15 protein-coding genes are annotated in these 18,421 nt (G+C 67.2%); 9 read left to right on the top strand and 6 right to left on the bottom strand.

The features are described 5' to 3' along the window. The first annotated feature begins 174 nt into the window (after positions 1-174). Together ACWEO2_RS08820 and ACWEO2_RS08815 are read left to right on the top strand one after the other, a co-directional pair. A complete protein-coding gene (locus ACWEO2_RS08820; RefSeq protein ID WP_452404847.1) occupies positions 175-807 on the top strand; it encodes a DJ-1/PfpI family protein in 633 nt (210 codons plus the stop codon). After that, complete coding sequence (locus ACWEO2_RS08815; RefSeq protein WP_452404784.1) at positions 804-1,256, top strand: MarR family winged helix-turn-helix transcriptional regulator; 453 nt, start codon at positions 804-806, stop codon at positions 1,254-1,256. The genes ACWEO2_RS08820 and ACWEO2_RS08815 overlap by 4 nt, the downstream gene beginning before the upstream one ends. 578 nt (positions 1,257-1,834) lie before the next feature. On the opposite strand, the gene ACWEO2_RS08810 is transcribed toward ACWEO2_RS08815, so the two are convergent. Next, entirely contained in the window at positions 1,835-2,590 is a 756-nt protein-coding gene (locus tag ACWEO2_RS08810) for an HAD-IIA family hydrolase (protein WP_452404846.1), read from the bottom strand. 717 nt (positions 2,591-3,307) lie between these two features. On the opposite strand from ACWEO2_RS08810, the gene fgd reads away from it, so the two are divergent. After that, positions 3,308-4,318: a glucose-6-phosphate dehydrogenase (coenzyme-F420) gene (gene fgd, locus ACWEO2_RS08805; protein ID WP_355189665.1), complete on the top strand. Its 1,011-nt coding sequence runs from the start codon at positions 3,308-3,310 to the stop codon at positions 4,316-4,318. 491 nt (positions 4,319-4,809) lie between these two features. Here the strand turns inward: fgd and ACWEO2_RS08800 are convergent, their stop codons facing one another. Continuing rightward, on the bottom strand, positions 4,810-5,313 hold the full coding sequence (locus ACWEO2_RS08800; RefSeq protein ID WP_452404783.1) for a nitroreductase family deazaflavin-dependent oxidoreductase: 504 nt from the start codon (positions 5,311-5,313) through the stop codon (positions 4,810-4,812). Between the two features lie 94 nt (positions 5,314-5,407). On the opposite strand from ACWEO2_RS08800, the gene pta reads away from it, so the two are divergent. Both pta and ACWEO2_RS08790 read left to right on the top strand, forming a co-directional pair. Further along, positions 5,408-7,480, top strand: coding sequence for a phosphate acetyltransferase (pta, locus tag ACWEO2_RS08795; RefSeq protein ID WP_452404782.1), 2,073 nt, complete (start codon positions 5,408-5,410; stop codon positions 7,478-7,480). Positions 7,481-7,630: 150 nt separating this feature from the next. Further along, positions 7,631-8,848, top strand: coding sequence for an acetate kinase (locus tag ACWEO2_RS08790; protein ID WP_452404781.1), 1,218 nt, complete (start codon positions 7,631-7,633; stop codon positions 8,846-8,848). Positions 8,849-9,229: 381 nt separating this feature from the next. Here ACWEO2_RS08790 and ACWEO2_RS08785 read toward each other — a convergent pair whose 3' ends face one another. From ACWEO2_RS08785 to ACWEO2_RS08775, 3 genes are read right to left on the bottom strand one after another with little or no spacing between them, the layout of a single operon-like run. Continuing rightward, positions 9,230-11,608 carry a tetratricopeptide repeat protein gene (locus ACWEO2_RS08785; RefSeq protein ID WP_452404780.1) on the bottom strand — a complete coding sequence of 793 codons (2,379 nt, stop codon included), beginning with the start codon at positions 11,606-11,608 and terminating at the stop codon, positions 9,230-9,232. A gap of 5 nt (positions 11,609-11,613) precedes the next feature. Further along, positions 11,614-12,594 carry a glutamate ABC transporter substrate-binding protein gene (locus ACWEO2_RS08780; RefSeq protein WP_452404779.1) on the bottom strand — a complete coding sequence of 327 codons (981 nt, stop codon included), beginning with the start codon at positions 12,592-12,594 and terminating at the stop codon, positions 11,614-11,616. Then, a complete protein-coding gene (locus ACWEO2_RS08775) occupies positions 12,591-13,973 on the bottom strand; it encodes a hypothetical protein (RefSeq protein WP_452404778.1) in 1,383 nt (460 codons plus the stop codon). The genes ACWEO2_RS08780 and ACWEO2_RS08775 overlap by 4 nt, the downstream gene beginning before the upstream one ends. A gap of 114 nt (positions 13,974-14,087) precedes the next feature. Between ACWEO2_RS08775 and ACWEO2_RS08770 the strand changes: the two genes are divergently transcribed. Then, positions 14,088-14,777, top strand: coding sequence for an NUDIX hydrolase (locus ACWEO2_RS08770; protein ID WP_452404777.1), 690 nt, complete (start codon positions 14,088-14,090; stop codon positions 14,775-14,777). Between the two features lie 575 nt (positions 14,778-15,352). Here the strand turns inward: ACWEO2_RS08770 and thiE are convergent. Then, on the bottom strand, positions 15,353-16,060 hold the full coding sequence (thiE, locus tag ACWEO2_RS08765) for a thiamine phosphate synthase (RefSeq protein ID WP_452404776.1): 708 nt from the start codon (positions 16,058-16,060) through the stop codon (positions 15,353-15,355). A gap of 57 nt (positions 16,061-16,117) precedes the next feature. Here thiE and thiO point away from each other — a divergent pair, with 57 nt between their 5' ends. From thiO to thiG, 3 genes are read left to right on the top strand one after another with little or no spacing between them, the layout of a single operon-like run. Next, positions 16,118-17,215 carry a glycine oxidase ThiO gene (gene thiO / locus ACWEO2_RS08760; protein WP_452404775.1) on the top strand — a complete coding sequence of 366 codons (1,098 nt, stop codon included), beginning with the start codon at positions 16,118-16,120 and terminating at the stop codon, positions 17,213-17,215. Further along, a complete protein-coding gene (gene thiS / locus ACWEO2_RS08755) occupies positions 17,212-17,430 on the top strand; it encodes a sulfur carrier protein ThiS (protein WP_354957415.1) in 219 nt (72 codons plus the stop codon). Before thiO ends, thiS begins: the two co-directional genes overlap by 4 nt. Continuing rightward, the gene (gene thiG, locus ACWEO2_RS08750) at positions 17,423-18,214 is read left to right on the top strand and encodes a thiazole synthase (protein WP_452404774.1); all 792 of its coding nucleotides are present in this window, start codon (positions 17,423-17,425) and stop codon (positions 18,212-18,214) included. The genes thiS and thiG overlap by 8 nt, the downstream gene beginning before the upstream one ends. Positions 18,215-18,421 lie beyond the last annotated feature (207 nt).

Genomic DNA, 18,421 nt, shown 5'->3' with positions numbered 1-18,421 from the left:
CGAGGTTGGGGTGAGCGCGAGGTTGGGGTGAGCGCGAGGTTGGGGTGAGCGCGAGGTTGGGGTGAGCGCGAGGTTGGGGTGAGCGCGAGGTTGGGGTGAGCGCGAGGTTGGGGGTGGTCGTTGCTGCGCTCATTGACAGCATGCTGTCAAATGTGACAGCATGCTGTCATGACGATGAGAACTGTCCACCAGGCCGTCTACAACACGCTCGCCGACTGGGAGGTTGGTGCCGCGACCGCGCATATCAACAATCCGCGGTGGCAGCTCGCTCCTGGGACATTCCGGGTGCGGACCGTCGGGCCGACGCGGGATCCGATCACCACAATGGCGGGAGTCCGCATCGTGCCGGATGTGGCGCTCGCCGATATCACCCCAGCCGACAGTGCGATGCTGATCCTGCCGGGGGCCGATCTGTGGATGACCGGCGAAGAACTGGCGCCCTTCACGCACAAGGCCCGGGAGTTCGTCGACGCGGGGGTACCGGTCGCGGGGATCTGCGGCTCCACCTTCGGTTTGGCGAAGGAGGGGCTGCTCGATGACCGGGCGCACACCAGCAATGCGGTCGAAGTTCTTCAGTACAGCGGGTATTCGGGTGCCGCGCACTATGTCGCCGAACCCGCCGTGACCGGCGATAACGTGATCACGGCCAGCGCGGTGGCGCCCTTCGAATTCGCGCGTGAGGTGCTCGACCTGCTCGGCGTCTACGAGCCGCGCATCCTCGACGCCTGGTACCGGTTGTACGGGCACGGCGATCCGACGGGCTATGCCGAACTCGCCGAATACGAGATGGCATCGTCGCAGACATGAGCGATACGCCCGAACAAGAGCTATTCAGCACCGCGGCGATCACCTCGTTCCGGCTGAACGGCCAATTCCTCACCATTGCAGAGGAATTGGCCGGTCCGGCGGGGCTGACCGCCGCCTGGTGGCAGGTGCTCGGCGCGGTGCTGCGCGGACCGCTGCCGGTCTCCGGGATCGCCCGCGCGATGGGCATCACCCGCCAGAGTGTGCAGCGCATCGCGGATCTCTTGGTGGACAAGGGACTTGCCGAGTATCGGCCCAACCCGGCGCACCGGCGCGCGAAACTCGTCGCGGTCACCGAGGCCGGCCGCGATGCGATCAAACGCATCAACCCGCAGCATGCGGTCCTCGCCGCACACCTCGCCGACGAACTGGGCCCCGAACAGTTCACCCTGACCGTCCAGGTCCTGACCCGACTCTCCGCCGCCCTGGACGCCATCACCGACGAAACCTGAACTCCCAGTCGCAGTTCCGCGCGCAATCAGCCCGTGACCGGCGCGTCAGTGATCGGACAACCGAGCGCGCTCGTGTGCAACTGCGCAACGCACTCGCGCTCAACTTGCGCAACCGCGCCACGTAGTCGCGCGTAACCGCTGAACCGCTCGCGGGTGACTGCTGAACCCGCTTGCGCGTGGTCGCCGAACCGCTCGCGGGTGACTGCTGAACCCGCTCGCGGGTGACCGCTGAACCGCTCGCGGGTGACCGCTGAACCGCTCGCGGGTGACTGCTGAACCGCTCGCGGGTGACCGCTGAACCCGCTTGCGCGTGGCCGCTGAACCCGCTTGCGCGTGGCCGCTGAACCGCTCGCGGGTGACTGCTGAACCCCGCTTGCGCGTGGCCGCTGAACCGCTCGCGGGTGACTGCTGAACCCGCTTGCGCGTGACTGCTGAACCGCTCGCGGGTGACTGCTGAACCTGCTCGCGCGTAACCGTCCAATGCGCTCGCGCACACCTTGCACCCCGCACGACAGTCGCACCGTTGTGAACCCCGCACGAAATGGGGATCGAGGCAAAGGGTGCGACTGCCGCCCGGATCAGTCGAAGGGTTTGTCGGTGCGGCCTATCAGGTCGGCGACCGAATCGACGACCAGGGTTGGGCGGTAGGGGAATTGCTCGATGGATGCGCGGCTGGAGATGCCGGTGGTGACCAGGATGGTTCGCATGCCCGCCTCGAGGCCGGAGACGATATCGGTATCCATGCGGTCGCCGATCATGACGGTCGACTGAGAGTGGGCGCCGATTCGGCGCAGTGCCGAGCGCATCATCAGCGGGTTCGGCTTGCCGACGTAATACGGCTCCTTGCCGGTCGCGCGGGTGATCAGCGCGGCGACCGAACCGGTCGCTGGCAGCAGACCGTCGCGGGACGGGCCGGTCGCGTCCGGATTGGTCGCGATGAACCGCGCGCCGCGCTCGACCAGGCGAATCGCGGTGGTGATCGCCTCGAAGGAGTAGGTGCGGGTTTCGCCGAGCACCACGTAGTCGGGATCGCTATCGGTCAGCACATACCCGATTTCGTGCAGTGCGGTGGTGAGTCCGGATTCGCCGACGACATAGGCGGTTCCGTTGGGGCGCTGGTCGTTCAGGAAGGTCGCGGTGGCCAGCGCCGAGGTCCAGATCGCCTCCTCCGGGATATCGAGTCCGGTGTGGCGCAGGCGGGCCTGCAGATCGCGCGGAGTGCGGATGGAGTTATTGGTGAGCACCAGGAACGGGATCTCATTGGCCCGCAGCTCCGCGAGGAACTTATCGGCACCGGGCACCAGATGGTCTTCGTGCACCAGCACGCCATCCATATCGGTGAGGTAGGACAGGATCGGTTCAGCCGGTGTGGTCACGAGTCAATTGTCGGCTATCGGCCAGCCCACCGGGCGAATACCCATCCTGATGCGACCATCCCCACACCATCCGCGCCGAGCTACCGCGTCCACCGCACCAGCGAGGTGTGCACATCGAGCGTGAGGGTCTGCTGCCTACGCACAGCCACGGGGCATCCCGCACACGGTGTGGAGTCTGTTGCCGAATTTGGCGCGGCTTTGGTCGTGGCACAGGTCACGTGCCTATGTGGACAGCTGAGGCGCAATCATGCCCGCCGCTAGGTGATTTGGTCGGTCGCTGTGACGGTGGTGTGGCGGCACGATTGCACGTTCGGCGTATTCGGCAACAGACTCTGTGGGTTGTGCGCGACGCCTATTCGATATGCGAGAGCAAATCGGATGGCGGGTGCCATGGTTGCGTGACTTGCCGCATTCGATGTGGCCCCGTCGGGAATGGCGGTCGAGTTGGTGTGGGCCTTTGGTATGGCCCTGCACACAGGTCGAGCCGCGCTGACTATGGTCGAGGGGAGGCCGTGTGAGAAGCGATCGCGCAGCGCCCAGGTACGCCGATCGAGGTGCGGGAACTCCCGTGTCGCCCTTGCGGTTGTACCGGGATGCGGTCGCGGGACGCATGCGGCCGACGGTGTGCGGAACCTCCCGTACCGACCGTTGAGCGAAGCGACAGGAGTGGCGCATATGGGTGATCTCAAGCTCGGATACAAGGCGTCGGCGGAGCAGTTCGGGCCGCGGGAACTGGTGGAAATCGCGGTGCTGGCCGAGGAGCACGGCCTCGACAGCGCGACGGTCAGCGATCATTTCCAGCCGTGGCGGCACAAGGGCGGGCACGCACCGTTCTCATTGGCCTGGATGGCGGCGGTCGGTGAGCGCACCAAGCGCATCCAACTCGGCACCTCGGTGCTCACCCCGACCTTCCGCTACAACCCAGCCGTCATCGCGCAGGCCTTCGCAACGATGGGCTGTCTGTACCCGGACCGCATCATGCTCGGTGTCGGCAGCGGTGAGGCGCTCAATGAGATTGCGACCGGCTACACCGGCGAATGGCCGGAATTCAAGGAGCGTTTCGCCCGGCTGCGCGAATCCGTCGATCTCATGCGCGCACTGTGGACCGGCGAGCGCACTGATTTCGACGGCGAGTACTACAAGACCGTCGGTGCCTCGATCTACGACGTGCCCAAGGGCGGCATCCCGATCTACATCGCGGCGGGCGGACCGCTGGTGGCGCGCTATGCGGGACGCGCGGGTGAGGGTTTCATCTGCACCTCCGGCAAGGGCATGGACCTCTACACCGAGAAGTTGATGCCGGCCGTCGCCGAGGGTGCGGCCAAGGTCGGCCGCACCGTCGAGCAGATCGACCGGATGATCGAGATCAAGATCTCCTACGACACCGATCCCGAACTGGCACTGGAGAACACCCGCTTCTGGGCCCCGCTCTCGCTGACCGCAGAGCAGAAGCACTCCATTACCGACCCGATCGAAATGGAGGCCGCCGCCGACGCCCTCCCGATCGAGCAGATCGCCAAGCGCTGGATCGTCGCCAGCGATCCGGACCAGGCCGTCGAGCAGATCAAGCCCTACCTCGACGCGGGCCTCAACCACCTGGTCTTCCACGCCCCCGGCCACGACCAGCGTCGCTTCCTGGACCTCTTCCAGCGCGACCTGGCCCCCCGCCTGCGCGCACTGGGCTGAGCCATCGCCTCGGCGCGCCCGCTTCCATGGGCGCGCCGAGACGCGCGACTCGCCCAAGCCGCGCTCACCCACCACATAGCGCAGGTCGCGCCGGTCCCCCGCACCCTGTGTCGGCCTTCGCGATCGCTCTGACACCTGCGCTGGGTGTACATGGTGCGGCCGTGTTCCACCCGGTCGATCGGCCGCGCCGATAAACGTGCGACTCGCTCAGGCTGCCGTGCTGACCGCACTGGATTGCGCAGGTCGCGGGATTCCCGCACCCTGTGTCGGCCTTCGCGATCGCTCTGACACCTGTGCCGAGGTGTTCGGCGTGCGGTTGTTGTTCCGCTTGGTCGAGTTGGGCGTGCCGAGAATGTGTGACTTCCTAGGCTGCAGTGCTGACCGCACTGGATTGCGGAGGTCGCGGGGATTCCGGCACTCTTTGTCGGCCTTCGCGCTCGTTCTAGCGCACCCGTGTGGGTGTAAAGGGTGCGGCTGTGTTCGGGCCCGGACTAGCCCCGGGTAAGGGCGAAGATGCGCAGGTCGCGGGTGGTGCGGGTGCGGTAGGCGTGGTATGCGCCGGTGACCTCGACAAAGCGGGCGAATATGGCGTCTTTGTCGGTCTCGACCAGGTCGGCCCGGACCGGAATGCGCTGACCCGCAATGGCGACGGTGGCCTTCGGATTCGCCAGCAGATTGGCCGACCATGCCGGATGTTTTTCCTGGCCGAAGTTGCTGCCGATCACATACAGCGTGGCGCCGTCGTGCACATAGAGCAGTGGCTGGGTGCGCGGCTGGCCGGATTTGCAGCCGATGGTGGTCAGCAGGATGACCGGTGCGCCGATCGGGCCGAGGATCGTGTACTTGGCGTCGGTGCGCTCGAGCACGGCCCGATCCAGCGGCGTGATCTGCCGGATGAACCATGAACCGGGCTTGGTGGCAGCGAACTTACTCGCCACGCGGGCAAGAAGATTGGTGTTCGAACCCCACTGGTGGTTCGGGAACTGCTCGGCCATGCCCGGACTATATCCGGGTGCGTCGCCAACAGCATGAGTGATCGCGATCTCGCTGGACCGTCGAGGTAGCCGCGGGTTCACTAAGCTCTCGACTATGGCCGACTCCGCTCCATCCGCTGTGTACATCGCATCTCCGGAGGGTGACACCGGAAAATCGACGGTGGCGCTCGGAATGCTCCAGATGCTGTGTGCGAGCACCGCCCGGGTCGGCGTCTTCCGGCCCATCACCCGCTCGACCACCGAACCGGACTACATCCTGGAGCTGCTGCTCGAGCACAGCACCGCCGATATCGACTACGCGCAGGCCACCGGCGTCACCTATGAGCAGGTGCACGCCGATCCGGATGCCGCGATCAGTGAGATCGTCATGCGCTTCCATGAGGTCGCGAAGTTGTGCGACGCGGTGGTGATCGTCGGCAGCGACTACACCGATGTGGCCAGCCCGAGCGAACTGCGCTTCAATGCCCGCATCGCGGTGAACCTCGGCGCGCCCGTGCTGCTGGTGGTCCGCGGTTCGGGCCGCACACCGGACGAGGTCAAACAGCTGGCCGAGCTGTGTGCGAGCGAACTGTCGCTCGAACATGCGCATCTGGTGGCCATTATTGCCAATCGTTGCGATCCGGAGCATTTGGATGAGGTCCGCGCGGCGCTGGGCGGCTTCGATGTGCCGTCGTGGACATTGCCCGAGGTGCCGCTGCTGATTTCGCCGACTATGGCCGAGCTGTGTACCGCGATCGGCGGCAAAATGTACAGCGGCGATATGGAATTGCTGCAGCGCGAGGCATTGCAGGTCATGGTCGGCGGCATGACCGCCGAACATATTCTGGAGCGGCTGGTCGACGGCGTCGTGGTGGTCGCACCAGGGGACCGTTCCGACGTATTGCTCAGTGCGGTGAATGCACATGAGGCGGAGGGCTTTCCGTCGCTATCGGGCATCATCATGAACGGTGGCATGCTGCCGCATCCGGCGATCGCCAGGCTGATGAGCGGCCTCAAACCGAAGCTGCCGATCCTCACCACCGAGCTGGGCACCTACGACACCGCGAGCGCCGCCTACCGCACCCGCGGGCGGATGTCGGCGGGCAGTCCGCGCAAGGTCGATACCGCGCTGGCGCTGATGGAACAGCACGTCGACGCGTCGGAGTTATTGCAGCGCATCGAGATTCCGGATACCTCGGTGGTGACACCGCAGATGTTCGAATATCAGCTGATCGAACGCGCCAGGGCCGATCGCAAGACCATTGTGCTGCCGGAGGGCGACGACGACCGCATCCTGCGCGCGGCCGGTCGGGTATTGCAGCGCAAGATCGCGGATCTGATGATCCTCGGCGACGAGGCGGCGGTGCGTGCCCGCGCCGCGGAACTCGGCGTCGACATCTCGGCCGCGCGGGTACTCGATCCGCGCACCTCGGGTTATCTCGACGAATTCGCCACGGAGTACACCGAACTGCGCAAGCACAAGGGTATGACGCTCGACCGCGCTCGCGAAACCATGGCCGATATCTCGTATTTCGGCACCATGATGGTCCATCGGGGCATTGCCGATGGCGTGGTGTCCGGTGCCGTGCACACCACGGCGCACACCATCCGGCCATCCTTCGAGATCATCAAGACCGTGCCGGGCGTCGCAACCGTCTCCAGTGTGTTCCTCATGTGTCTGGCCGATCGGGTGCTCGCCTATGGTGATTGCGCGGTCGTCCCCGACCCGACCTCGGAACAGCTGGCCGATATCGCGATCTCCTCGGCGCGCACCGCGGCCCGCTTCGGCATCGAGCCGCGCGTCGCGATGCTGTCCTATTCGACCGGTGAGTCCGGCAGTGGCGTGGATGTGGACAAGGTGCGGGTCGCGACCAAACTGGTGCGCGAGCGCGAGCCGGATCTGCTGGTGGAGGGCCCGATCCAGTACGACGCCGCGATCGAACCCACCGTCGCGACCACCAAACTTCCCGACTCCGAGGTGGCGGGGCGAGCAACGGTTTTCGTCTTTCCCGATCTCAACACCGGCAACAACACCTACAAGGCGGTGCAGCGCAGCGCCGGCGCGATCGCGATCGGCCCGGTGTTGCAGGGGCTGCGCAAGCCGGTCAATGATCTGTCCCGTGGTGCGCTGGTCGCCGATATCGTGAATACCGTTGCGATCACGGCGATCCAGGCGCAGGAGGGCTGACCCGGTGCCGTCGTTCGATGCGAGCACCTCGGCCTCGCACCGCTCCCACACCAGTGGCTCGCGACACACGGGCGCCATGATGCGGAAGAACGCGGTCGTCGCCGTGGTTGCCGACAGCGTGCGGGGAACGCGCGAGATGCAGGAGGCATGATGACCAAGGATGCCGATGACCTGGTGTTGGTGATCAATTCCGGTTCGTCGTCGATCAAATACCAACTGCTGGACCCGGAGTCGGGTGTGGTCGCCGCATCCGGCATGGTCGATCGGATCGGTGAGGAGAACGCCGGGATCGAGCACAAGGTCGATGGCCGGACCATCGAACATCGCGGGCCGATCGCCGATCACACGGCGGGCCTGCGGCTGGTCTTCGATATGTTCGCCGAAACCGGTCACGATCTGGCCGCCGCGGGTGTGCGCGCGGTCGGGCACCGGGTGGTGCACGGCGGCGAGGTGTTCTACCGGCCGACGCTGCTCGATGACGCCGTGGTCGCGGCGATATCCGAGCTGTCCTCGCTGGCACCGCTGCACAATCCGGCGAATCTGGCGGGTATCGAGAGCGCGCGCGAACTGCTGCCGGGCGTACCGCAGGTCGCGGTCTTCGATACCGCGTTCTTCCACGGCCTGCCCGATGCCGCCAAAACCTATGCCATCGATGCGAAAATCGCTGCTGCGCAGGGCATTCGGAAGTACGGATTCCATGGCACCTCGCACGAGTACGTCTGCGGCCGGGTCGCCGCACTGCTCGAGCGGGATCCGGCCGAGCTGAATCAGATCATCTTCCATCTCGGCAATGGCGCATCGGCGTCGGCGATTCGCGGCGGCCACCCGATCGATACGACCATGGGGCTCACGCCGCTGGAGGGTCTGGTGATGGGTACCAGGGGCGGGGATCTCGATCCCGGGATCATCGCGCATCTGGTCCGCTCGGCGCATATGGATATCGACCAGATCGACGAAATGCTCAACCGCAACTCCGGACTCAAGGGCCTGTCCGGCGTCAACGATTTCCGTGAACTGCAGCGGCTCATCGACGCGGGCGACGCCGCGGCTCGCCTGGCCTACGACGTCTATATCCACCGGCTACGCCGCTACCTGGGCGCATACCTGATCGAACTGGGCAGCGTCGACGCCATCACCTTCACCGCCGGAGTCGGCGAGAACAGTCCGCAGGTCCGTGCCGACGCGCTGGCCGGGCTGTCCCGGTTCGGCATCGAGGTCGACCCGGCTCGCAACGCCGCAGGGGAACACACGGCCCGCCATATCTCCACACCCGGCGCCGAGGTGGCCGTACTTGTCGTGCCGACCAACGAGGAATTGGCGATCGCCCGCGCCGCGCAACGTGTTGTCGCAGCTCAGGGCGCTGGCTGAGGGGTCGGGCCCGGGCTCTGGAAAACCTCACGAAATCCTCACACTCGATCGGTCAGGATGGGTGTCGGATCAGGTTCGCGCTGGACACCGAAGCCGGGGCGGACCATCCGCCGCGATCGGGACCGCGATGCCCTCGCCACTCTCGATGTGTCCGCTCCGGCTGCCCCCGGGGCGGGCGGGACGCACGCGGATTCCCGGGTCGTCGGTATGCCGACTGCTCCGCGAACCTGTATCCGAAGCTCCCCCGTCTCCCCGGGCCTTTTGCCGGTCGTTGGGAGGCGGGGGACTGTCGTCGCGGGCAGACGGTTCTGAGCGTGCTCGGTTCTGGGGGTACCCGGTGAGTTACCCATGTTCTACGAGATCAGTTGTCCGGCTTCGAATCTAGATCCAAGTCTTGGCTCGGATCGAGTTCGCCAGGTCGACCAGCGCGTAGCGGTGGGTGCGGCCCGGGGCACTGCGGGCGAGGGCGCGCAGTCCGGCTTCGATGCCCGCGCGCAGGTCGCGCTCGGTGAAGGGGGCACCGAAGAGAGTCGCGTCGTCGCCTCTGGGTGAGTTGCCTGCTTGCAGCCAGGCCAGTGCGGTACCGAGGACGAGCACGCGCATCTGGGTCGCGCGGCCTTCGCTGGTCGGCAGGTCGAGAATGCGCAAGGCCGAAATGTGCAGGGTGGATTCGGGGAGTTCGGCGACCGGCGCGGAGGTGAGCAGCAGCAGCACGGCGGTCATCCGGGCCGTGGTGTAGTGCCGGGAGGCGGCAGGTACCTCGTCGAGGGCGCGCACCGCATCGTCGACCCGGCCTGCCACCGCGAGTTGTCTGGCCAGGCCGAAGGCGGCGCTCACCGCCGCGTGGTCGGTGCGCCAGGCGGTGCTGTAGAACTTCTCCGCGCAGGCGTGCCACCGCTGCGGATCCTCGGAATCCCAGTGCTGCAGGACAAGTTCCGCGGTGGCCGCGAGGGCGAGCTTGGGCGCGATCTCACCGGGCAGCACTCGGAGTACCGCATCGAAACTGGTGTAGGCCCGCTCGAAATCCAATTCCAGCAGTTGGGCCTGGCCCAGATACCAGTCGATGCGCCAGTCGTGATCGCCGGCGATCCGCGACAGCATCTGCCGTACCACGGCCGATTCACCGAGTTCGAGTCGGAGCCGGGCCTCGGCCAGGGTCAGCTCCAGATCCAGTTCGCCCAGCGCATCGTCGGTATCGGCGGCGCCGCGCATCCTGGCCTCCTGCAATGCGGCGAGCGCATCCCGCGGCTCGGCCTGCGCGGCGGCCGCGAGTACCGGGACCGTCGCGTCGGCCGGGTCGATGAGCGGAACCGCAAGGGCCGTGGCCACTTCGCCCGCGCGCAGCAGTTTGCTCCTGGCGATGCCGTCGGCGTAGGCGTCGGTCTGGCTGATCAACTCCTCGGTGCCGAAGTTGCCACGTTGTGGACTGAAGACTGTGGACAGCTGTGGATGTTCGGTGCCGGTCTCCATGGATATGATCTCGCGCAGCACTCCGGCCAATTGGGCGGACATGGCGCGGGCGGAGGGGAAGCGGCGCTCGGGATCCGGATCGGTCGCACACAGCAGGGCGCGATAGAAGGACTCGTAGCGCTGGAGTACCGGCTGGTCGGCGGGGTCCGGAATGCCATCGAGGTAGCGCCCCCGCTCCATCGGCATGCCCAGCGTCAGCACGGCCAGCGTCCGCCCGACCGTGAAGGTGTCGGTGGCCACCGTCGGACCGGTCCTGGCGATCTCCGGCGCCTGGAATCCCCTGGTGCCGTACAGATTTCCGTAGGCGCCGATGGTCGCGACGGCACCGAGATCGATGAGTTTGACCTGATCCTCGGTGACCATGATGTTGTCGGGTTTGAGGTCGTTATAGGTCAACCCGATCGAATGCAGATAATCCAGCGCGGGCAGGATCTCCAGCACGTACGCGATGGCCTCGGTGACCGGCATCCGCTCCGGCCGCGGGTAGGTGTCGAGGATGTCGCGCAGTGAGCGACCGCCGACGTACTCCATGACGATGTAGCCGATCGACGCACCGTCCGGACCGGTGTGCTCGACGAAGTTGTGGATCTTGACGATGCTGGGATGTGCCACCTCGGCGAGGAATTGGCGTTCGGCAACGGCCACCGCTTGCGCGTCGGTGTCACCCGCATGCAGCAAACCCTTCAGGACCACCCAGCGATCGCTGACATTGCGGTCGATCGCGAGGTAAACCCAGCCGAGCCCGCCGTGCGCGATACAGCCCTGGATCTCGTACTGGCTCGACACGATATCGCACTCGTGCAGTGACGGGCGGAAATCATATGGCGCGCCGCAGGTTTGGCAGATGCCCGCACTCATCGCCGGTCGGATCGCGGTGGCGCGGCCGACCGGGCTGCCGCAGCGCCAACAGTAGCGCCTGCCCTCGGCGACAACGGGATCGACGAGCACCGCGGTCCGTGGATCGGCGGGCGGGACCGCAGCGATCGTGACGAGTCCGGCACCGAGTTTGCGTGTCGTCGGCCGCGAGCGCGCGGTGCGGGCGCTGCGACCAGAGGTGCGGATGGTTGCGGCGGAGGTCGGTTCGGCGGGTGGGTTCCAAGCGCCGACGGTGAATTCGGCGGCCAAGTCGTCGCGGCGACCGGTTTCGCTGGACTCGGGTTCGCGCCAGATCGTATCGGCGGATGAGGGGTGGTGCGGAACCGATTCCGCGGTCTGCTCGGCAGGTTCCTCTTGCTCGGTTTCGGTCGAATCGGGGGAATCCTCGGAAGGGACATCGTGCGGTGGCGTCATCGCCGTCAGTCCTGATAGGTAGCCGCGGGCGGTGCTGGGACCGGGCCCAGGGCGGTGAGGTACTGCTGGTAGAGCCGAACCCAGGTGCCATCGTTGCGGATGCGCTCCAGCGTGCCGTTGACGAAGCGGACCAGGTCGTCATTGCCCTTTGGTATTCCGATGCCGTAGGGCTCGGAACTGATACTGGGGCCGACCATTTCGGTATAGGACGAGTCCTGTGTGGCGAGACCCGCGAGCACGGCGTCATCGGTGCTGACCGCGTCGACTTGGCGCTGCTGCAGGACGACCAAACAGTCGGCCCAGGTGGGCACGGTGAGGATGGTCGCGGCGGGCTGGCTGCGACGCATCTGGTCCAGCGAGGTGGTGCCCGAGACGATGCACACCCGTTTACCAGCCAGATCGGCCAGCGTGCGGATACCGGAGTTCTTCACCACGAGCACGCGCTGATACGACTGCAGATAGACGGTGGAGAAGGTGACCCGCTGGCGCCGTTCGCAGTTGATCGTCATGGTCTTGGCGACCAGGTCGACGCTGTGATTCTGCAGCGCGCTCTCACGCTCGGCCGAACCGAGACTGCGGTATTCGATTTGATCCGGATTGCCGAACAGATCGCGGGCGACCTCTCTGGCGATATCGGCGTCGAAGCCGACAACGCTGCCGCTGACGGGATCACGGAAGCTGAAAAGGTTGCTGCCGGTGTCCAATCCGACCACCAGGCGACCGCGGGCTCGGATCGCGTCGATGGTCGGGCCGTGGGCGCTCGCGCCGGCACCGGTGGGCCGCAGGCTGGCGGTCGCATCGCCGCATAGTGCATCGCGTTCCGGCGCGACCGGTGCATTCGTCGGTATCGTAACGGCCTGCGCGGGCAGCGGCGGCTCGGTGTACTTGACGGTCTTCGGGGTGATCGTCGCATCCGAGCCGGAGGTACAACCCGCGAGCAGGGCCGTTGCGGCGAGCGCGGCGAGCAGTCCGCGCGCCCGGTTCACCGGTACTCCCGAAGTCGTGGCCAGATACCGAGGCCGACATAGGCCGCGGCGAGAATGCCGAGCACCAGGGCACCCGGGGCCAGGAAGTCCAGCGCAAGTGCCGCGCCGGAGATGTCGTCGCGCAATGTATCGCGGGTCTCGTCCAGGCCCTGGCCGAGCGCCCGGTCCAGTGCGTCCACCTGCGCCGCGGCATCGGCCGAACCGGGTCCGGTCGCCACCGTCGCCGCGCCGGTGAAATCGCCGTGCGCCAGTGCGTCGGTCATCCGCTGATGAGCCGCCCGCCAACGTCCGAGTGCCGCCCGGGCATTGGCGATCTCTCCGGCCGCTGGCGCGTCATCGGGATAGCCACCGAGCAGTTCGTTGAGCCGGGTGACGCTGGCCTCATAGGTCCGGTCGTAGTCGCCGCTGGCATCGCGCCGGACCAACTTCAGCGTCTCCGCCGAACGGGCCTGCTGGGTCAGGATCCGGCTCTCGGTCAATCGGGAGGCGGGCACCGCTCCATTGTCCCGCCCGCCGATCATCTCCGCCGCCGAGACCGATCCGGCGGTCAGTGTCCAGGCCAACAGGATCAGCATCGCGGCGGAGGCGAGCAGCAGTCCCGGATTGAGCACGCGGTGCCAGCGTTTCGACAGATCGAACTGCGCCCAGACCAGCGTGCCGAGCGCCACGATCAGCACGGCGATCGCGGGCCATGGCGGCTGGACGTGATGGCGCTGGGCCGTGCTGACCGCATCGGAGCGATGGCTCTGCAGCTGGGCGGCCATCGGCAGCAGGACGGTCTGCATCTGATTCGACGCCTCGCTCAGATACGCCGCGCCGACCGGATAGCCATTGCGGTTGTTCGCACGGGCGGTCTCGATCAGACCCGAATAGACCGGCAGGCCGGTGGCTATGCCCGCGCGCAGCCGGGTATCCGGATCGTCATTGCCGGCGGCCTGTCCGGCCGCGTGGCCCGTTTGCGTGACCAGCTCCGCGGACGCCTCGCCGAGCGCCTGGCTGTAGCGGTCGCGCACGGCTTGCGGTTCCAGGCCGCCCGAGATGAACGCGGTACTCGCGGCGGCGTCCGCGATGGATAGCGAGGTGTAGAGGTGATGCGAGGAGTTCGCGTCCGGCTCGGTTTCGTCGAGCAGGGTGTCCAGTGCATGCTGACGATCGTTGACCGTCGCGGCGGTCATCATGCCCGCGCCGAGACAGAGTCCGATCAGCAGTAAGCCGATGGCGATGAGCCGACCGGGCGTCGATAGCGCGAAGGACCGCAGGTTAGTCGGGTCCAAATGGGCGCGCAGTCCGGCCTCTCGCGGCACGTCGAGCCGCTCCGGCGCGGTATCGGCCGTGACCGATTTCGGCCGGGCCGCCGTTGTCGTTTCGAGCGCTGCCATCTCCACCTCCCCGGTTGGTGCGCACGTGTGCTCCTGCTGCGAGCTTATTGTGGTCTTACCGGCGGCGTGGCGTGTGCAATACCCCCGCCTCGGCTGGATGAGGATGGTAACCAGATGCGTGGTGACGGTGACGGCTGGTCCCGTGGTCCGGACGGACAGCGGCATTGGGGCCGCTTCGGCGCTGCCGGACTGCTGTTGCGGGCGCCGCTCGCCGGCGGCGGTTCGGCGGTCTTGTTGCAGCACCGTGCCCCGTGGAGTCATCAGGGCGGCACCTGGGCGCTGCCCGGCGGCGCCCGCGACAGTCACGAGACCCCGGTGCACGCGGCGGTCCGCGAGGCCTGGGAGGAGGCGGGTATCCATCCCACCGATGTGCGCGTGCGCGGCGAGCGGGTCACCGCGACCGCATTGAGCGGCTGGACCTACGTCACCGTGGTGGCCGATGCCGCGATGACGCTGCCGACCAGTCGCAACCGGGAGAGCAGTGCGCTGGCCTGGGTTCCGGAGGACGCGGTCGACAGCCATCCGCTGCACCCCGGATTCGCCGCTTCCTGGCCGGCGCTGCGTGCGGCTCCGGCGCGCGTCTGCCTCGACGAGGTGTATGTCGATGACGCGGATGCGGTCGCGGCCGTACTGCCGCGCACCGTCGACCTGGCCGACCAGGGATTCGTCTGGCTGCACGCCGAACCGGACGGGCCGGGCACGTTCGCCCGAATTGTCGACCAAGAGCTGGATTCGGCGGCGGTCGAGCAGCCGGATGCGGCCGATCCGATCCTGTCGCTCACCCGTGTGCAACTGCTGTCCTGAGGGATCGGTCGCAGCGCACACCTTCCGCGAACACGCCGTGGAAGTCGCTACAAGTGCGGTCTCGGGCCCGCGCGTACCGCACAAGGGACCTGCGGTCGAACCCGGAGCTATGTCGTGACGAGAGTGTGCTCGGTGGGTTTCGGCCCAGTTGAGTGTTCGTGAGTGGTGTCGGTTCGAGGTTGCTGTCTGTGGGTCAGCCGTGTCGGGTGATGCGCAGGGCCGGGCTGGGAGATTGTGCTTTCGGTGGGTTTCGGCGGTGTTGACCGTTCCTGAGTGGTGTCGATTCGAGATCGCTGTCTGTGGGTCAGCCGTGTCGGGTGATGCGCAGGGCCGGGCTGGGAGATTGTGCTTTCGGTGGGTTTCGGCGGTGTTGACCGTTCCTGAGTGGTGTCGATTCGAGATCGCTGTCTGTGGGTCAGCCGTGTCGAGTAATGCGCAGCGCTGGTCTGGGAGATCGCGGTTTCGGTGGGTTTCGGCCGCGTTGAGCATTCGCGAGCGGTGTCTGCTCGAGATCATCCTTCGCGAGTTGGCCGAATCGAACATCATCGCCGCACTGGGATCGGGTTGAGCGCGTCTCAGCCGAGGTGAGCGTTCTGCAACAGTGCGGACTTGAGCTGACGCGCCGCGGCCTCCGGGTCGCGGGCCTCGGTGATCGCTCGCACCACCACAACGCGCTCGGCTCCGGCCGCGAGGACCTCGGGCAGCCGCTCGGCGTCGATGCCGCCGATCGCGAACCACGGCCGGACCGGGTGGGCGTCGGCGGTGGAACGCACCAGGTCCAGGCCGGCGGCCTGACGTCCGGGCTTGGTCGGTGTTGCCCATACCGGACCGGTGCAGAAGTAGTCGATGTGCTCGTCGATCGCGGCGAGTCCGGCCTGGGCCCGGCTGCTCGTCGAGCGGCCGATCACCACATCGGGTCCGAGGATGCACCGCGCGTACCAGGGCGACAGATCGTTCTGGCCGAGGTGCAGCACATCCGCACCGGCGGCGAATGCGATATCGGCCCGGTCGTTCACCGCGACCAGCGCACCGTGTCGGCGGGCCGCGGCCTTCAGTTCGGCCAGCGCGCCGACTTCGGCCTTGGCCTCGAGCGGGCCGAACTTCGCCTCACCGGGCGACCCCTTGTCCCGGAGCTGAATGATGTCGACGCCGCCCGCGAGCGCCGCCTCGGCGAACCTGGCCAGGTCGCCCTTCTCCCTGCGGGCGTCGGTGCAGAGATACAGCCGGGCGGTAGCCAAACGCTCCCTGGGTGGTAGCGGCCGGTACTGGTGGGAGGGTTGCACGTGCTCGACCGTAGTCGCGCTACCGTGGGGATGAAAATAGTAAGGCAGGTGGAATCAATGCGGACTCTGGCCGTCGTCGGTGGCGGCGCCATCGGACTCGCCGCCGCCTGGCGGGCGGCCGAGGCGGGATGGTCGGTCACCATATTCGATCCCGCCGTCGGATCCGGAGCGTCCTGGGTTGCCGGGGGAATGCTCGCACCGCTGTCCGAGGGGTGGCCGGGGGAGGATCTGGTCCTCGAATTCGGCGCCGCCTCGCTGGCCCGCTGGCCCGAATTCGCCGCCCGGCTCGAATCCGCGACCGGGGTGTCGGTGTTCGTGGCCGATGAAACCCTGACCGTCGCACTGGACGGCGCCGACGCCGCGGACCTGCGCACGGTGGCCGAATGGGTCGGCGACCACGGCCACGAACTCGAGGTACTGGACCGGGCCGGTGTCCGCGCGCTGGAGCCCGCGCTGGCGCGCACCGTGCGCGCCGGTCTGCGCGCCGCCGCCGAACCCGCCATCGACAATCGGCAATTGCTCATCGCGCTGCAAAAGGCCTGTGGGACAGTCGGAGTCGAAATGCGCGCGGAAACGGTCGAGTCGCTGGACGCGCTTGCCCACGATCAGATCCTGCTCGCCGCTGGCGCGGCCTCGGCGCGGCTGTGGCCGCAGTTGCAGGTCCGCCCGGTCAAGGGTGAGATTCTGCGCCTGCGTCATCGGCCGGGCGCGACACCGCCGCCGCGGCGGGTGATCCGGGCGCGGGTACACGGCAGGCAGGTCTACCTGGTGCCGCGTGCGGACGGAATCGTCGTGGGCGCAACACAATACGAGGCGGGCTTCGATACGACGGTGACCGTCGCCGGGGTCCGCGATCTGATCGCCGACGCCGAGGCGGTGCTGCCGGGCATCGGCGAATACGAATTGGCCGAGGCCAGCGCCGGATCCCGGCCGGGCACCCCCGACAATCTCCCATTGATCGGGCGACTCACCGACCGGATCGTGACCGCCACCGGTCACGGCCGCAATGGCATGCTCGCGGTCCCGCTCACCGTCGACGCGGTGCAGAGCCTGCTCGACGGCGCACTGCTCGATGACGCGAAAGCCGCCGACCCCCAACGTTTTTCGACGGCGCACCCGCCGTCGCTCGCCACATCTGCAGGAGGAGTTCGATGACCTCGACCTCGGTCCCCATCGGTGTCACCGTGAACGGGCAGGACCACGAATTCGACCGATCACTCACGGTGCGTGAACTTCTCGATCGCCTCGGGCTGCCGTCCAAGGGCGTCGCGCTCGCGGTCGACGGTGCGGTGTTCCCGAAGTCCCGCTGGGACGAGCCGGTCGGTCGCGGCTGGCAGATCGAAGTGCTGACGGCGGTTCAGGGTGGCTGACACACGGGAGAACGCAAGCACCCCGGCAGAAATCGGCGCACTGGAGATCGCGGGCAAAAAGTTCGGCTCTCGCCTCATCATGGGCACCGGCGGCGCGGAAAACCTTGCCGTCCTGGAGGAGGCGCTGCTCGCCTCGGGCACCGAACTGACCACGGTCGCCATGCGCCGGGTCGACGCGGTCGGCGGCACCGGCGTCCTCGACCTGCTCAAACGGTTGGAAATCATGCCGCTGCCCAATACCGCCGGCTGTCGCACCGCCGCCGAGGCCGTGCTCACCGCGCAGCTCGCGGCCGAGGCGCTCGACACCAACTGGGTCAAGCTCGAGGTGATCGCCGACGAGCGCACCCTGCTCCCGGATCCGATCGAATTGCTCACCGCCGCCGAACAATTGGTCGACGCCGGATTCGTCGTACTGCCCTATACCACCGACGATCCGATCCTGGCCCGCCGACTGGAGGACGCGGGCTGCGCCGCCGTCATGCCGCTGGGTGCCCCGATCGGCACCGGACTCGGCATCGGCAACCCGCACAATATCGAGATGATCGTGGCAGGTGCGGGTGTACCCGTGATCCTCGACGCGGGTATCGGCACCGCCAGCGACGCCACCCTGGCCATGGAACTCGGCTGCTCCGCGGTCCTACTCGCCACCGCCGTCACCCGCGCCCGCCACCCCGCCCTGATGGCGGCCGCCATGCGCAATGCGGTACACGCCGGTCACCTGGCCCGCCAGGCCGGTCGCATCCCCAAGCGCTTCTGGGCCCAGGCCTCCTCACCGGCCCGCTGAGTCGGAGTGACCCCATCGCCCAGGGTTCGGCGCTCGCACGGGTTGCGGTGTCGCGGTCAGCTCTGAATCCGACCATTGTTCAATGACGCAGTGGCCGCAGCCGATGCCTGGGTGGCTTGCGGCGGCATAGGCTCGGTGAGTCGTCACGAAACCGTCTCGGCGCGAGGTGCTTTCAAGCGATCATTGAATGCGACCGAGTAGGCCGCG

This window comes from Nocardia sp. NPDC004278 (genome assembly GCF_053602975.1).
The sequence above is the reverse complement of the archived record's forward strand: the minus strand, read 5'-3'. Positions and strand labels throughout refer to the sequence as shown.

Excerpts from the sequence above, each read along its gene's own strand:
- ACWEO2_RS08790 (WP_452404781.1), top strand. The coding sequence starts at position 7,631 with ATGACCAAGGATGCCGATGACCTGGTGTTGGTGATCAATTCCGGTTCG.
- fgd (WP_355189665.1), top strand. The coding sequence starts at position 3,308 with ATGGGTGATCTCAAGCTCGGATACAAGGCGTCGGCGGAGCAGTTCGGG.
- ACWEO2_RS08820 (WP_452404847.1), top strand. The coding sequence starts at position 175 with ATGAGAACTGTCCACCAGGCCGTCTACAACACGCTCGCCGACTGGGAG.
- ACWEO2_RS08815 (WP_452404784.1), top strand. The coding sequence starts at position 804 with ATGAGCGATACGCCCGAACAAGAGCTATTCAGCACCGCGGCGATCACC.
- ACWEO2_RS08800 (WP_452404783.1), bottom strand. The coding sequence starts at position 5,313 with ATGGCCGAGCAGTTCCCGAACCACCAGTGGGGTTCGAACACCAATCTT.
- pta (WP_452404782.1), top strand. The coding sequence starts at position 5,408 with ATGGCCGACTCCGCTCCATCCGCTGTGTACATCGCATCTCCGGAGGGT.
- thiS (WP_354957415.1), top strand. The coding sequence starts at position 17,212 with ATGACCTCGACCTCGGTCCCCATCGGTGTCACCGTGAACGGGCAGGAC.
- thiO (WP_452404775.1), top strand. The coding sequence starts at position 16,118 with ATGCGGACTCTGGCCGTCGTCGGTGGCGGCGCCATCGGACTCGCCGCC.
- ACWEO2_RS08775 (WP_452404778.1), bottom strand. The coding sequence starts at position 13,973 with ATGGCAGCGCTCGAAACGACAACGGCGGCCCGGCCGAAATCGGTCACG.
- ACWEO2_RS08810 (WP_452404846.1), bottom strand. The coding sequence starts at position 2,590 with ATGGATGGCGTGCTGGTGCACGAAGACCATCTGGTGCCCGGTGCCGAT.
- ACWEO2_RS08785 (WP_452404780.1), bottom strand. The coding sequence starts at position 11,608 with ATGACGCCACCGCACGATGTCCCTTCCGAGGATTCCCCCGATTCGACC.
- ACWEO2_RS08770 (WP_452404777.1), top strand. The coding sequence starts at position 14,088 with ATGCGTGGTGACGGTGACGGCTGGTCCCGTGGTCCGGACGGACAGCGG.